Annotated in this window: 10 protein-coding genes and 1 tRNA gene; 3 read left to right on the top strand and 8 right to left on the bottom strand. The window is 45.8% G+C overall.

From position 1 onward, the window contains the following. The first annotated feature begins 130 nt into the window (after window positions 1–130). Window positions 131–1,657, top strand: a complete 1,527-nt coding sequence (locus tag AC1XTG_RS13605; protein WP_484842359.1) for an RtcB family protein — start codon at window positions 131–133, stop codon at window positions 1,655–1,657. A 228-nt stretch (window positions 1,658–1,885) separates the two neighbouring features. Here AC1XTG_RS13605 and AC1XTG_RS13600 read toward each other — a convergent pair. The 3 genes from AC1XTG_RS13600 to hpt all read right to left on the bottom strand — a co-directional run bounded on the left by AC1XTG_RS13600 (window position 1,886) and on the right by hpt (window position 3,992). Continuing rightward, a tRNA-Leu gene (locus AC1XTG_RS13600) sits at window positions 1,886–1,969 on the bottom strand. A gap of 55 nt (window positions 1,970–2,024) precedes the next feature. Continuing rightward, entirely contained in the window at window positions 2,025–3,425 is a 1,401-nt protein-coding gene (locus AC1XTG_RS13595; RefSeq protein WP_056290708.1) for an MBL fold metallo-hydrolase RNA specificity domain-containing protein, read from the bottom strand. Window positions 3,426–3,464: 39 nt separating this feature from the next. Beyond that, complete coding sequence (gene hpt, locus AC1XTG_RS13590) at window positions 3,465–3,992, bottom strand: hypoxanthine phosphoribosyltransferase (RefSeq protein WP_484842358.1); 528 nt, start codon at window positions 3,990–3,992, stop codon at window positions 3,465–3,467. 121 nt (window positions 3,993–4,113) lie between these two features. Between hpt and AC1XTG_RS13585 the strand changes: the two genes are divergently transcribed. Next, window positions 4,114–5,337, top strand: coding sequence for a tetratricopeptide repeat protein (locus tag AC1XTG_RS13585; protein ID WP_484842357.1), 1,224 nt, complete (start codon window positions 4,114–4,116; stop codon window positions 5,335–5,337). A gap of 87 nt (window positions 5,338–5,424) precedes the next feature. On the opposite strand, the gene AC1XTG_RS13580 is transcribed toward AC1XTG_RS13585, so the two are convergent. The 4 genes from AC1XTG_RS13580 to prmA all read right to left on the bottom strand — a co-directional run bounded on the left by AC1XTG_RS13580 (window position 5,425) and on the right by prmA (window position 13,258). After that, window positions 5,425–6,786, bottom strand: coding sequence for a dipeptidase (locus AC1XTG_RS13580; RefSeq protein ID WP_484842356.1), 1,362 nt, complete (start codon window positions 6,784–6,786; stop codon window positions 5,425–5,427). Window positions 6,787–6,870: 84 nt separating this feature from the next. Continuing rightward, window positions 6,871–7,521, bottom strand: coding sequence for a glycerol-3-phosphate 1-O-acyltransferase PlsY (plsY, locus tag AC1XTG_RS13575; protein ID WP_056290701.1), 651 nt, complete (start codon window positions 7,519–7,521; stop codon window positions 6,871–6,873). Window positions 7,522–7,675: 154 nt separating this feature from the next. Next, window positions 7,676–12,355 (bottom strand): hypothetical protein, encoded by a 4,680-nt coding sequence (locus AC1XTG_RS13570; protein ID WP_484842355.1) that lies wholly within the window; start codon window positions 12,353–12,355, stop codon window positions 7,676–7,678. 60 nt (window positions 12,356–12,415) lie between these two features. Next, window positions 12,416–13,258, bottom strand: coding sequence for a 50S ribosomal protein L11 methyltransferase (prmA, locus tag AC1XTG_RS13565; RefSeq protein ID WP_484842354.1), 843 nt, complete (start codon window positions 13,256–13,258; stop codon window positions 12,416–12,418). 117 nt (window positions 13,259–13,375) lie between these two features. Here prmA and AC1XTG_RS13560 point away from each other — a divergent pair, with 117 nt between their 5' ends. Then, window positions 13,376–13,612: a hypothetical protein gene (locus AC1XTG_RS13560; protein WP_056290694.1), complete on the top strand. Its 237-nt coding sequence runs from the start codon at window positions 13,376–13,378 to the stop codon at window positions 13,610–13,612. A gap of 190 nt (window positions 13,613–13,802) precedes the next feature. Here AC1XTG_RS13560 and AC1XTG_RS13555 read toward each other — a convergent pair whose 3' ends face one another. Continuing rightward, entirely contained in the window at window positions 13,803–15,617 is a 1,815-nt protein-coding gene (locus tag AC1XTG_RS13555) for a glycosyltransferase (protein ID WP_056290691.1), read from the bottom strand. Window positions 15,618–15,702: the final 85 nt, after the last annotated feature.

Genomic DNA, 15,702 nt, shown 5'->3' with positions numbered 1-15,702 from the left:
AGGTACGGCTTTTTTAGAAGTTGTGCCGTTTTAAGCAAACAAAGATTTTTTAAAATTTTACCGTTACCATTTCAATGATTGTACGTCTTAGTTAATAATCAGCTAATCTTTTATCCTAAAAAATACATTTATGGAAACTGAGATCACAATAGAGGAATTAAGATTTCTTGCCAATATTCCACGGGAACTTGAAACTACATTCCTGCGGGTAGCCAACGGATTGCATCTGAAAGCAAAGCATCCTAAGGAAAGAGTGTTTATAATGCTGGTGAGAATGCTTCAAAATCCCAAGAAATATGCATACTCCAAAAGCAAGCTGACTAATCTGGCCAAAACTGTTTTTGATCTAAAGAAAAATGGTGCCGATATCACGCTGACAGAAGATGGGCAAGAGCTTCTCGTCAATGAAGAAGCTGTGCTCACACCGCAGCAGAGTGAGGGTAAGTCCGGAAATCAGTTCGGATTAAGGGAAGACAAGCTGCATTATGCGGTTTTTGGACGGGAACATATCGAAGAAGGCGCATTGCAGCAAATGGAAACGGCGGTTAGTCTGCCTATATCGGTTAGTGGTGCATTAATGCCGGATGCGCACCAGGGTTACGGTCTGCCGATCGGCGGCGTGCTTGCGACAGAAGCAGACAAAGTGATTCCCTATGCGGTGGGAGTGGATATTGCGTGCAGGATGTGTATGTCAATTTTTGATATCCGTCCCGACTACCTTAAACGTGAGCCGCACTTACTTAAAAAGATACTGACCGAAAACACAAAGTTCGGAATGGGCGGCGAGACGGGCAGGAAGTTTGACGATAGCGTAATGGATAAGCCTGAATGGAATGCCACCAAAGTAATCCGCGACTTAAAAGACAAAGCTTACAGACAACTGGGCAGTTCAGGCACAGGAAACCATTTTGTTGAATGGGGTATTACCGAGATTTTGGCCGATGATCCATTGCTCGGGTTGCCTAAAGGTACTTATCTCTCACTTCTATCCCACTCGGGTTCAAGGGGATTTGGCGGGCATATAGCTAACTATTATTCAAAGCTGGCCATGCAGAAAACCATCCTGCCGAAGCAGGCAGCACACCTGGCCTGGCTCGATCTGAATACGGATGAGGGACAGGCATACTGGATCGGAATGAACCTTGCAGGCGATTACGCATCTGCAAACCACCACGAAATCCATAATAAAATTGCGAAGCAGCTTGGTGAAACGCCACTCAAAATGATTGAAAACCACCACAATTTTGCCTGGAAAGAAACGCTGGCAGATGGAAGAGAGGTGATCGTGCATCGGAAAGGAGCCACACCGGCCGGCACTGACGAACTCGGCATTATCCCTGGCTCCATGAGCCAGCCGGGTTATGTGATAAGGGGAAAAGGAAATGCGGAATCAATCAATTCTGCCTCGCACGGAGCGGGAAGGCTTATGTCCCGCAGCAAGGCATTTACAAGCACAACGAGAAGTCAGATGAACCAGATACTGGAAGATGCCGGCATTCAGCTGATCGGCGGCGACCTGGATGAATCGCCGATGGTTTATAAGAATATTGAAGATGTGATATCTGCTCAAACTGACCTGGTATCAGTGCTGGCGAGATTTTCCCCGAAAATAGTCAGAATGGCAGATGCAAACAGGAAGGAAGGGCGGGAAGATTAATCTTTGGTAAGTCTTCTTCTTTCAACAAAAATATGGATCAGGAAGAGGGAAACGAGGAATAGTTTGGCGGGGATCATCAGGCAGGCAGGTAAGGTTTACTCAAAAATAGCAGTTAGCCGACATCCGGTCAATAGGTAATTTTCAGATTTGATTTTACGGTAAGAGACATTTGAAAAAAGCACTGTATTTAATGCAAAAACGCCGCTCCTTTTCAGGAGCGGCGTTTTGTGCCGAAGGCGGGACTCGAACCCGCATGGGGCAACCCCCACACGCCTCTGAAACGTGCGTGTCTACCAGTTTCACCACTTCGGCATTGAAATTGGGTTGGCAAAAATATAAAAGACTTGAGACTTTCCAAGTCTCAAACTTAAATTTTCACACTCTCGTACAAGGCAGGAATGTGAACATTCTTAAAACCTGCTTTTTGCAGTTTCAATTTGAAGGCAACCTGCGTTTCGTATTCTCCATGAACGAGGAAAATCTTTTGTACGCGCCCGGGAGTCTGGCAAGAGAGAAAATCAAGCATTTCGTTGTAATCGCCGTGACCGGAAAATGAATCCATGCTCTCTACGCGGCAGCGTACGTCCAGGTGTTCACCAAAAATATTCACCTGCTTGTCACCCCGCTTCAATGCGCCAGCAAGGGTGTTTGCAGAAGCATAACCTACCAGTAAGATCGTTGCATTGCGGTCGCCGATGTTGTTTTTAATATGGTGCTTGATCCGCCCGGCCTCAGCCATTCCCGAAGCACTGATGATAATGCAGGGTTCCTTTTTATCATTTAACGCAATGGAATCTTCCACATCTGAAATGTAATGCAGATACGGGAACGCAAATGCATCTCCGTCCTTCTCAATGTAGGCGAGTATTTCAGGGTTAAAACATTCATCGTGCTCCTTCATGATCGCAGTGGCGCGGATTGCCAGCGGACTATCAATATATACGGGAATATGCGGGAGCTGACCGGAGCTGTATAGTTGGTCCAAAGCATAAATTAACTCCTGAGTGCGGTCAATAGCAAAGGCAGGTATGATCAGCTTTCCATTTTTATCCACACAGGTTTCTTTAACAATGCGCAGCAAATGCGACTTCATATCCACTTCCTTCTCGTGAAGCCTGTCGCCATAAGTTGACTCGCAAATGATGAAATCTGCCTGCGGAAACACGTCTGGTCTCTTTAAAATACGGTCATCAGGCCTGCCGATATCTCCCGTGAATGTCAATTGCTTTGAAGTACCTCCGTCCGGGATCGTCAGGTGAACAGCCGCGCTACCCAGCAAATGTGCCGCATCGGTAAGCAGAACGGCAACTTCATGATCCGGACCCACATGGAAAGTTTGTCCGTACTTCACTGTTTTAAACAAACTCAATGCATGCGCGGCATCCTCAGCATTATACAGCTCTTCAAGCAGCGGCCTGCCCTGATTCTGGCGGCGTTTATTAATCCTTTCGAGGTCTTTTTCCTGAATGTAGGCACTGTCCATCAGCATCACGCGGCAAAGATCCGCCGTTGCCGGTGTACAATATATCTCTCCCTTAAATCCCTTTCTGACCAGTCTTGGTATTAACCCGGAATGGTCAATGTGGGCGTGAGACAGGATCAGATAGCCGATCTCTGCGGGCTTGAAGCCAAAACTCTGATTGAATTCGTCGGTTTGTATCCCTTGAAAGAGACCGCAGTCGAGCAATATCCTTGTTCCTTTTTCGGTAGTGATCAGGTGCTTGCTTCCGGTTACGGTTTGTGCTGCCCCAAAGAACTGAATGAGCATAGAAAGATTTTTAGTTAGTTGAGTGGTGTGTACCGCATTTTACGCCAATACATAAAGGCAATCCAGGTTCCGCCCTATTCCGTCATAGTCGAGACCATAACCGACTACAAACTTGTTCTCGATTTCAAAACCGGTGTAGCGCATGGAAACGGGAGTTTTCAATGCTTCCGGTTTATGGAGCAAAGTGGCAATTTCGACCGATCTGGGCGAAAGCGCGTGTACCTTTTTTACAAGTCCTGACATCGTCAGTCCCGTATCAACAATATCTTCAATAATGATAACATCGCGGTCTCTGAGATTCTGGTCCAAACCCATTATCTCTTTCACTTCGCCCGTTGACTCAGTTTTAGAATAGGAAGAGAAGCGGATAAATGTAATTTCGCACGACAATCCAACCCTTTTAACCAGCTCACTTGCAAACAGGAATGCACCGTTCAATACAACGAGGAATACAGGACAATGGTCTTCATAATCCTTGGTGATCAGCGCGGCCAGTTCGGAAATGCGGCCTTCGATCGTCTCGTTGGGAATGAAAGGGACAAAAGTTTTATCGTGAATGTTAATCATTTTCTGAGGTGTCATTTTAGCAAAAGCTCTGAGGATCAATATTAACTCTTTTTTCAAAAACCGGGCCGCTGACAAACGTAAAATATAAATCGCTCGTTAATAGGACAAGTTCACCCCTGCTATGAAAAGTATCATTAACACCATCATATTCTGCTGTTTAGCTGTCATTATCACCTCCAAGGCAACTGCTCAATTGTACTCTTCGGCCGAACTGGACAAGAACTACGATATGATCCTGAAAAACCCGAGCGTGCAGATCGAATCAACCGAGGCGATCAATATGCTTTATAATTATCAGTTTCATGAAGCCGATGCCGAGTTCAGGTGGTTGAAATACAGGTATCCGAAGCACCCGATGCCGCACTTCCTGATGGGCCTGGCAGAATGGTGGAAAATTGTGCCGAATACAGACAATGAAGCCTACGACAAGACCTTCCTGGCACAAATGGATTCCACCATTAACCTGGCTGAGGAGCTGTACGCGAACGAAAAGAACAAAGTGGAACCCGCATTCTTTCTGGCTGCTGCTTACGCATTCAAAGGTAGGTTATACGCGGAACGGGAGAGCTGGACGAAAGCTGCATTTGCCGGAAAAAAGTCATTGAAATATTTTGAACAATGCAAAGGAAATGGCGATTTGACACCGGAACTGCTCTTTGGTGACGGACTTTATAATTATTATGCGGAATGGGTGCCCAAAGAATATCCCATTCTCAAACCTATCCTGGCGCTTTTTCCAAAAGGAAATAAGAAGCTCGGCGAGCAGCAGCTTGAAAAAGTAGGTAACAATGCATTTTATACGCGGGTAGAAGCGAGATACTTCCTGCTGCAGATTTACAGCATGGAAAATGAGCACAACAAGGCTTATGAAATGGCGAAGTACATGTGGCAGACTTACCCTAACAATCCCTATTTTGAAAGGTATTTTTGCCGGACTGCATTTGTCACCGGTAAAATGGGCGAAGCTGAAAGAGCAGCACAGAATATCATCGATAAAATCAGCAAGGGAATGCCGGGTTATGAAGGAGTAAGCGGCCGAAATGCAGCTTACGTGCTCGCTTACTACAACATGAACTACCACCGCAACTACGATCTGGCGGGGCAATATTATCAAAAAGCCATTGATTACTCCACGCAGACAAACTCGATGAATGCGGGCTATTACGTCTCTTCGCTCATTGGTTTGGGTAAAATCGCGGAGATGAAAAAAGACTATGAAGCCGCATTGAAATACTACAAACTAGCCGCTGACCGTGCTGACAAAAAAACCAGCCAGGACCGGGAAGCAAAAGCCGCGATTTTGAATCTGAAAAAAATGAAACGCGAGCAGCGGCGGAAGAGGTAGTTGTGCCTGCCCTTCGACTGCGCTCAGGGTGACAGGTGCTTTTGTCACCCTGAGCCCCGGGACGCCGGGCGGTCGAAGGGCAAGGCGCTATCGCTTCAACTCAGCGTAATGCTTGAAAAACAGCGGGATCGTTTCTATTCCTTTATAATAATTGAATAACCCGTAGCTTTCATTGGGTGAATGCAGTGCGTCTATGTCCAGGCCGAAGCCCATCAAAATGCTTTTACAGCCGAGTTCCTGCTCAAAAAGCGCTACTATCGGGATACTTCCTCCGCCTCTTGTCGGGATTGGTTTCTTACCGAAAGATTCTTCCATTGCCAACTCAGCCGCCTTATACTCGATCGAATCAGTAGGTGTTACGTAAGGCAATCCTCCATGATGCGGCGTTACTTTAACCCTCACCGAAGCCGGCGAAATTGATTCAAAATGCTTTGTGAACAATTCTAAAATCTCGTCGTCTGTCTGGTGCGGAACAAGCCGCATTGAAATCTTCGCATTTGCCTTTGACGGCAGGACTGTTTTCGCGCCTTCACCAATATAACCTCCCCAGATCCCATTTACATCCAGTGTCGGCCGCACGGAAGTCCGCTCGATGGTCGTGTACCCTTCCTCTCCGCGGATATCATCTATGTCCAGATCCTTTTTATATTCGTCAAGATCAAACGGAGCGGCATTCAACGCATCCCGCTGTTCCGCTGAAAGCGCTTCAACTTTGTCGTAAAAACCCGGGATGGTAATGTGTCCGTCTTCATCTTTGAGTGACGCAATCATCTCACAAAGCACATTGATCGGGTTCGCGACGCCGCCGCCGTAAACACCTGAATGCAGGTCACGGTTAGCACCTACCACTTCCACTTCCACATAAGTAAGCCCGCGCAGGCCGGTTTCAATGGAAGGCACATCGTTGGCAATAATGCTGGTATCGGAAATCAGGATCGTGTCACATTTGAGCATATCGCGATGTTCCCGCACGAAAGTGCCGAGATTGGAAGAACCGATTTCCTCCTCGCCTTCAATCATCACTTTTACATTACAGGTAAGCGTATGTGTCGCCAGCATTGTTTCCAATGCCTTGATATGCATATAGAACTGGCCCTTGTCGTCGCAAGCTCCGCGTGCGTAGATTCGCTCGTTTTTGATCACAGGCTCAAACGGAGGCGAGTTCCAGAGTTCGTAGGGATCTGCCGGTTGTACATCATAGTGGCCGTAGATAAGTACAGTAGGCAACGCAGGATCGATGATTTTTTCTCCATAAACAACAGGGTGCCCGGCCGTTTCATAAATTTCAGCTTTATCTGCTCCTGCTTTTTGAATGCTCTCGCGCACAAATTCAGCGGCTTTGAGCATATCTCCCTTGAATTTCGAATCGGCACTTACCGATGGAATGCGGAGTAAATCCAGGAGTTCACTTAAAAATCTATCGCGGTTTTCTTCAATATATGTCTGCATTGCTGTGTATTAAATGATGGGCCAAGATAAAAAATAACCCCTAAGGTTTCCCCAGGGGTTTACATTTCTTGAAATACGCGTTTGTTACGCTCTGTTAGACTTACGGGCAAATATGTTAACCCGGTTCTCATTTCCATTTAAAAGCCTCACAATGTTTTTCTGGTGTGTAAATACAACAAGAACAAACATGACAAAGCCGAAAACAATCAGCAGCGGCTCAGGATGCCCGAATGCGCCGGTCCAGGAAAGAACAGGAAACGCAAGTGTAGCCAGTATCGAACTAAGCGAAACGTATTGAGATGCAATTAGTGTCAGAATAAATATGGTAATGCAAACAGAAGCAAGCTCGGGGTGGATCGCAAGTACCATTCCCAGTAATGTCGCGATTCCTTTTCCGCCTTTAAAGTTGACGAACACAGGAAAAATATGCCCGATGATGGCGATAATTCCGAACAGAATCTTGTAGACCAGCAGCTCCGTTTCGCCGATTTCGTTCATATAAAACAGCATCGAAGCCAGACAAGTAGCAGTCCAGCCTTTCAATACGTCAATCAGCATCACGACCGTTCCGGCACGTTTTCCCAGAACCCTGAAAGTATTGGTAGCACCGGCATTGCCGCTACCCTGCTTGCGAACATCAATTCCAAAATATCCTATTCCGTACCACACTGAACTTGGAATAGACCCCAGCAAATAAGCGGCAACAATTGATACTATTAATAAAGCAACACTCATTTTGTACTATTCAATGATAATATTAAATTAGAATCAGATTTCTTCAAAAATACAATGTTTGCGGCATTTTACAACAAAACTGTACCTAAAAACCATGATTATGTATGGAAAATTTCATTTTCTAGCATAAAGTACTGCATTTATTAAAATTTGCTTAGAATCCTTCGGTAGGTTCTTCCTTTTTCTTCTTCTGTTCCGCGGGAGCACTTACCGGTTTTTTCTTTGCAGTTGTTTTCACAAGCTTCGCTTTCTTGACAGCAGGCTGATAAAAATCGTCGAACCGGTTTACAAACATATCCTTCTCCTCAGATCCGATCGACACCAGCGTCATATCTTTTGATTTCACATTTTTGGACTTTGCTGTGATCTGATCATTGAAGTCGACCATGGAAGAGACAACGCCCAGCTCGCCCATTTTGTAATCTATATAGTACCAAATGTCGGGCGAAGCCTGTATGAAAAGGCTGAATTCATCCCCTTCTACGCCACGGCGGATTTCGAGCAATGCATCCATTTGTGCATTGATGTTGTTGTGTCCCAAATGCGCCACGCCAATCGGTCCCTGAGAATAATAAGCCTGGTGCGAAGGCGACCAATGCAGGTTTACATTCGACAGTACCATCGGAACATCCAGGATCGGTGAAGCTTCGAAAAGTGGCTTATAGCCTGCCGCTGTCAGCTTTGCGTACGCGTCAGTCGCTTTCGCGCCAATCAATGCAGACAATTTTTGATTGAGTTGTTCAAAATCATCATCTGCCGCAGTGCTGTTTTGTTCTTCCAGGTTCGTTTCGACGATCTTAGCTGCAATAGGCTGCGCGATTGGTTCCAGCGCAGGCATTTTCAACAGTAACATACTATTGAATTTGAACTTAGAACTATCCACCTGTACCTCGGCGCTTCCGACAGATTGCAGCCAGTCAGCGCCTACTAATTTAAATGGGCCTGAGAAGGTAGCCAGGCCTGTTTTATCGTCAAAACGAAGTGCATTTGCTTCATCAATTAACCCGTCGGCTCCCGGTGGCGGTACCACTTTGAATGCTTTCTGGTCTTCATCGTAATTCAATGCGCCTTGTGCGAGGTAAATATCCTCATCTCCATCAGATTCTTTCGGCGACAAAAAGCTCATGTAAATCCCGCGCGTTTCATTATAATGCAACCCTACTGACAGCGGAATTTCGTGCTCGTTTTTGAGGTCTTTGTTAATCTTGATCGCTACGGTTTCGCCCGGAGATTCTTTGTACACAATCCACGAGCTCTGAAAATTCTTTCTGAACTTGATAACCGGCTTTACAAATCCGTCCAGTTGCAGGGAAGGCTCGTAGGCAATCAGGTTAATGCCGCCTTTGAACTGGATACGCGGAGAAAGTACGAGGTTTTCTTCTTCTTTTACATCCGCACGCGCTGTAGTGTAGTACCTGATAGCGGCCGGCTGATTGTTGTTTCTGGAACGCTTTCCTTCCGTTTCCGAGCCGAATTCGCGCAGCTCGAAATTCTGCATTTTGATATTGAAGGTATCTTTTCTCGCCGTGATATACTGGTAGGTGGCCGAACCTTCAAAATGGTTGCGGGAGTCAATGCGTATGTTCGCGTCGCGCATTCTGTGCGCTACATTCAATGTATCGATTTCAATGCGGGCGTTTTTCAGAGGTGCAATTTTACCTTTACTGTCCACACTCACCACCCCTTTATCCGGAATGATCTTCACGTCGGCAGTCTGGATAAATGGAACACCTTTGATGTTAAGCGACACTTTTTCAATATCATACAGCGCCTCGGAACCATTGAATGTCAATCCCTCCTGCGTCGAATCGGTCGAAGTGTAAGTAGATGTTTCGCCAATTCCCTTCATCAGGATTGTCTTTTTATTCATATCCCATTTCGCACTTCCTATCAATGTCTGGTAAGAGGCTGTGGGGATCTGCATTCCGGAAGAATCATTTCCAAACCCGGTTTCATCAGTCAGGAAATTCGCTATTCCTGTCTTGAAGTTGAAATCAACGTTTACATTATTGCCTGTCAGCAGCTTTTTAGCCGATTTAACCTCGCTGCTATTGATGACAAACGAGGAGCGGTTGGCCAGGAATCCATCTTTATTGAATTTGATATCCGGCGAAGAAAGCTCTGAATCGGCCCGTTTCAACTTTCCATTACCATACAACCCCGTCGACCGCAATAGCAGGCTCCCTTCCAGGTTGGTTGTCCCATTATGAAAGGAGAACGATTTTCCGGTTGTATTGATGAACATACTATCTGCATTCGGGTACCATTTCAATGCATAATCTTTCAGCGCTACTGCCGGGAAGTACCCTTTTCCAATGGTCGCTTCCTTAATAGACGCGATTTCACCGGAAGCCATGAGCGAGTCAGATGCGAGTACGACGTTCTTGGCAGTAATCGTGGTTGATAGATATTTGATAACCGCTTTTGAATGCAAACCGGTATTATCCATTGTCAGCGTGTCGGTAAACTTTGCCTGAGCCTGCCCGTTGTAGATCGGCATATCTGTTACCGGCGGCTTGTATTCAAACCCGAGAGAGTTATCGGGCATGCTTTTCAGTACTGTTTTGATCGGCGGAATAATGCCTCCGGAAGTAAATGTACCGTCGAAAATCACGTCACGCTCATCAAGCCCGCCCATATCGAGTTTCGGTATTTTGAAAAACACATTTTCTTTCGGGTAAGTAATCGGACCACGTTCCTCCTGGTCAAAAAACACCGTCATACCATCTTCCACCACCAATCTGGGCGACTTCTTCACGCCTTTCTGCAAGCCGGATTTGTTCTTAGGATCGCTCAGGTAAAAGGTACCGCCTTTATCATACTTGACGTGGCCTCCAACTTCGCCTTTCTGACCCTTGGCAAATTTCTCTTTGGGTGTAAATGTGATCGAATCCGAAGGCGCCACATTCACGAAGAACTGGTTGTAATCAAATTTGATATTCTGACCGCGGAACTGGTAGTTGGAAGCCACCATTCTTCCATTCAATGTGAAATTCCTGTTTTTACCAATAATCAGCTTTTTGTCAGAAGGTACCGCATTGATTTTCAAGGAATCACTTACAACAAAACCCGATACACCCAAAACAGTAAGTAGGGTGTCGGGCATGTAAATGGTGGCATTCGCAGTTTCATTGTTGGCTGTGTACTGCGACGCGACCTGGAAATTGTCGTAGTCGGCCTTGTCGATATTTGCGAGTACATATAAGGCTCCTTTCTTGCTCAATGCATATTCGTCCGTGGCCTTATTGTAGATAAAATAACCTTGCAGCGTCAGTCTGTCGAGCGTATTGCGGACGATTTTGGGGTTCTGCTTGAATTTCGCCGCAAGCTCTTCTGAAAGGAATGCGGATTTTTTGGTCGCCTGCACGTAGCTGGCTGCCATATTCAGCGGCTGAAAACCATATTCCTTGGCAATTTCCCTGAAACGTTCTTTTTTGAAAAAATCCTGAGATTCCAGAGTAACCGGCACAACCTGCTTGCCGTCAATCCGCAAAAATTCAAGCTTGTCGTTTGTAAACCGCCAGCGCATTGCCTGCGCCCAGATGTTCATTTTGTGATAGCTGTCCTGATAGGGCAGCGGCGCATAGTCCGTCCTCTCCATTCTGCCGGTTTTCACCAGACCTTCATCATCATTATATTTAAGTGTAACTCCCTGATGATAAATAGAATCGCTGCCCAGCGGCATTGAAAAAATGGCAAATGAAGATGAAATCACCGAGTCGCGCAGGGCAAACTTCTTGCTTTTGGCAGTAAATGCGACTTTATCCTTATACTTCACATGGACGGTTGAAAGCTGATCGCTGAGCGAAGTACTGTACATATCCGTACCAATCAGTGAAAAGCCACCTTTATAATCAATGCTTTTGCGGGTATCTTTCAATCGCGCGTCAATTCCATTGGAAACAAAACGCGGGTAAGGTGCAGGCTGACCTTTAATTTTTTTTACGCCACGGTATTCCAGTTTACCCTTAATAGGCGCAGCAAGCTGCTGCTCGTGGTGCAGGGTTACATTCTCCGCAACAATTTTTGGCTGGCTAATATTGAAAGAATACGCATCCAGGTCCACATATATCGAAGAATCTCCGGCAGCAAGCCAGTCGAACTTTCCATTTTTACCCACAAAAATTCCGTCTTGTAAGGAAACACTGCCATTACTTGGCCCAAAAACAACCGAGTCGCTGCCCGTTACCATCGCGAACTTTGCATTTTGGAGGTCAACCAGCGCACCTGAAATGATAGGAACAGGCGTCGATTTGGGCGCAATTACAAAGTTGGTATCTACCGGCGTGTCCCAGCTGTCATTGATTGCAGCTTCCACATTCGCCCTTTCTACATTCGCCGAGTCGAAACGGAACTTATAGGAGCCTTCTACCAGGTAAAGAGAGTTATAGTTAGCCGCATACAACTTTTTACTTTCGTTCAGAACACGTACAGTTTCCAGTACTTTCTGCAATGTTTTACCATCGTACTTTTCTCCTGCCTGGGCCGCGAGATTGAGAAAACTATCAAAATTATCCGGCGCATTTTTGGCAAAAAAAGCTGCATTCCGCGAGAGCAGGTACAAAACAGGTCCCGCCTTCTGACCTTTTGCAACCTGCGCTTTTACAATGGATGTGAACTTCATCTGCTGGGCAGTATTGAATCCGGACATCCAGATACTATCCAGCTGGGCAGCCGCGCGGATATATTGCGGGTTGCGGCTTCCGTCCATTGCCTTTTTGAACTGCACCATAAACTGGGCGGGTTCGTCGGGCAATTTCAGGTTTTGGGCAAATGCAGTATTGCCAGTTAAAATGAAGCAGTAAAAAAGTAAAGTATAGCGGATTATTCTCATTTTTTTGGCTTTTAGCTATTGGCTGTGAGCGTTTAGCTGTTGGCTATCTGTCAATCGATTTTAGCCGATTTTTGGTTTTTCAAATACAACGGTTGCCCACTGGTTACGTGTATTTGATCTCAACTTTTTAAGGCCGCTATCCAATGCGCATTGCTCGATATCTGCCTGATCATTTTCATAAAAACCACTTGTTACCAGCCAGCCGCCTGGTTCCAGGTGTTGAATGTAAGTGGGGATTTCGGCCAGGAGGATATTTCGGTTGATGTTGGCCAGTATCCCGCCGAACATCCTTCCTTCCTGCACTTTGCTGATCGTGCCCTGAAAAGCTTCGGTCTCGGCGGTGAGTTCATTCATTTCAAAGTTCTCGACTGTATTCTCCACTGCCCATTCATCGATATCAAAGCCCAATAAACTGCTTGCACCCAATTTGGCAGCCAGAATAGCCAGAATACCGGTTCCACAGCCTACATCCATAATTGAAATTCCCTCATGAGGCAGATTCAGCTGTTCATTCATCACGAGCCAGGTGGTTTCGTGATGTCCGGTGCCAAAAGACATTTTAGGCTGGATCAGCAAATCGTATTTAAATGCAGGATCCGGGTTATGAAATGTTGCCCTCACCCGTACCTGGTCACCGACTTCGATCGGCTCGTAGCTTTTCTCCCACTCCTCGTTCCAATTTCTTCTTTCTAACGATTTCCATGTGGGCGCTATTGCCGTCAGATCCAGGTATTTGGCGACAATTCCCTGCAATGCGTTTTCATCGAATACCTCTTCCTGAATGTAGGCCAGCAAGCCGCTCTCGGTCTCAACAAAGGACTCAAATCCCAGTTCGCCCAGCTCTGCCATAATAATTTCTGAAAAGTCGGGTTCAATGGTTAAATCAACTTCTATGTAGTTCATAATTGCTTTTAATCGTTTTTGATATTGTAAAAGGTAACAAGAATCTGGGTTTTTGCTTCTTTAAATGTATTTTTATGAAGTGTGATCGTTTTTCAACTATACAAATCAAACGCTATTATGTACACAGCTGTAAAAGGAATTTACGAAAAAGGTCGACTTACCTTCATCGAAAGCCCTCCGGCTGTTGAGAAATCCGAAGTAGTGGTTTTGTTTATGAAGGAGCAGGCAACCGTTGAAAGCGTGAATCCGACCGGGAGAAAAGCAGGAGTGGTACTTGGTAGTCTTTCCGGAAAGGGATACAGTATTCCGGAGGACTTTAATGATCCGTTATCAGATCTGGATGAACATATGTGATTGAATGCAGAAACGTTACCTTTCCCATTCTTCCCAGATCATCGGGATCCTTTTGATAGGATTTTGCTGGCAACAGCACATGCGGAAAGCATCCCCATTATTTCAGCAGATCAAAATTTTAGACTTTACCCCGCAGTTTTGCGGGTGATCCAATAAAAAAGCCCGCAAATGCGGGCTTTTTGCTTCTTTGTCAAGGCTTTCTCCTTTTCGTAGCCAGATCGTGCGCGGTATCGTAGTAGGAACGCAGGTTTGTCCAGTCGAAAACGTCTGAGATATTTTCGACTCTGTTGCGCTGCATAATCCGGTCGCGGCGCTGCATTCGTACAAATTTGAAAAGTATATCAGCCAGCTGATCGGCGGCTTGCGAGAATGTCTGCGATTTTCTGTTGATCACATATATACCCCGGTTTTCGTAATCACGCATAATCTGCATGATATAATCACCGAAGCCCGACAAGTCACTTGTAACAGTAGGCACGCCCCGAACTACGCATTCCAGCGGCGTATAACCCCACGGCTCGTAGTAACTTGGGAAAACACCCAAATGGCAGCCCCGTACAAACTGACCGTAGTCAAGTCCGAAGAGTGGGTTGGTGGAAGATATAAAGTCCGGGTGGTAAACGATTTTCACACGGTCGCGCTCATTGTTGACCAGATTTGCCCTTTTGCAAAAATCCGTAATCCCGTCTTCCTCTTTCAAATCGTGCGTAACGAAAGCAGGTAACTTGTCCGTTTTCCAGCTCTGGATCGTTCTGCGCAACCTTAGTCTCCAATATTCGTCTACGAAGTTGTTTAAGTCAGGCATCTTGTGGTCGGCGCCCGAAGCGGTTGCCAGGAAGAGCTTTTCCCCAACTTCCTTCTCAATTGCGGTACAAGTTTCCTGCAATTCATTCAGCACGGCGCGTGACTGCAAAACATCCGGATTTACAGAATAATAAGGCTGCTTAGTCACAATGAACATCACCACCGTCATATCCATATTTGCCTGCACCATTTTCCAGTTCAGGCGCGCAAGCGCTTCCAGGGTAAGGTCGTAACCTTTGTTACTGTATTCGTAGCGGCCGGAAGTAAAAAAGTAAAGTGTTTTGTCAAGATCAAAAGAATAGCTTGGGAAGAAATGTCCCAGGACAAACTCGTGAATGCGTTCCTTATGTTTTAAATGCAGGTTCTGAAACTCGTGCACTGCCTGAAAGCGAACTACATTCAGCCCGTTCGGCGTCACAAGATCAGGCATACGCCCCAGGAAAACCTCACATTCACGGGCAGTAACGTCGCTCACTGTGGTGAGTACATGCGCATTCAATGCGGCTTGTCTCTCCACTGAACATTGCGCTAGGATATTGTAATTTTTGGCTTCCTGTTCCCAGTCAAAAAATGGCAGTTTGTTGTAAAAACCGGAGACATTCTGGGCAAGATAGCGGCCGAGCATGGTCGCGTGGGTTGTAAATGTGAGCGCCACTTTTACATTGTCCCTTTTTAGCTCAGGCAAGCCGCTGCTCGCCATCCATTCGTGAAACTGCGCAGATATATCTTCCCTCTTTGCATTATCTTCTGCATATTCTTTCAGGAAAATGCGCACCATTTCACCAAAACACAGGGTTTGGTTTACAAGATGCTCCACATTAATTGTAGGAATGCGGCTTTTTTCCCAGAGGTTGAACTTGATCGCATCAAGCTCTTTTGCAATGCTGTCAAGGTCAAAAAGAACGACACGGGGCTTGCCTGTAACGAGCCAGTATCCGTAATAAACCGAGTAGCCCATTTCACGCATCCTCTTCACTACCCTTCCCGCCGGTGAGTCATCAAGATCATTGATCACCTCAAATTCGGAACTCGCTTTTTTCTCAAAATATGGGCCCAGCAAAAAGTAGTTTTCATCCCACTTTTCAACCATTGCCGGCACTTTGGTCCTTATAACAGTATATATTCCTCCAACTTGATTACAAACCTCCCATGCAACTTCAAACAGGACGTTTTTCTTCGTGGTTTTAACAAAAGGTTCCAATATGGGATGTATGTTTAAACGTTACCATCGGTAATTCAGCAAGTAAATGCGCTTTTTTAGTCACAAAAATCCTTGTAATTACACA

The sequence above is a fragment of the Dyadobacter sp. HNCC25DJ183 genome (assembly GCF_056895175.1).
Note: the sequence above shows the minus strand (reverse complement) of the source record. Positions and strands in the feature narration are given on the sequence as shown.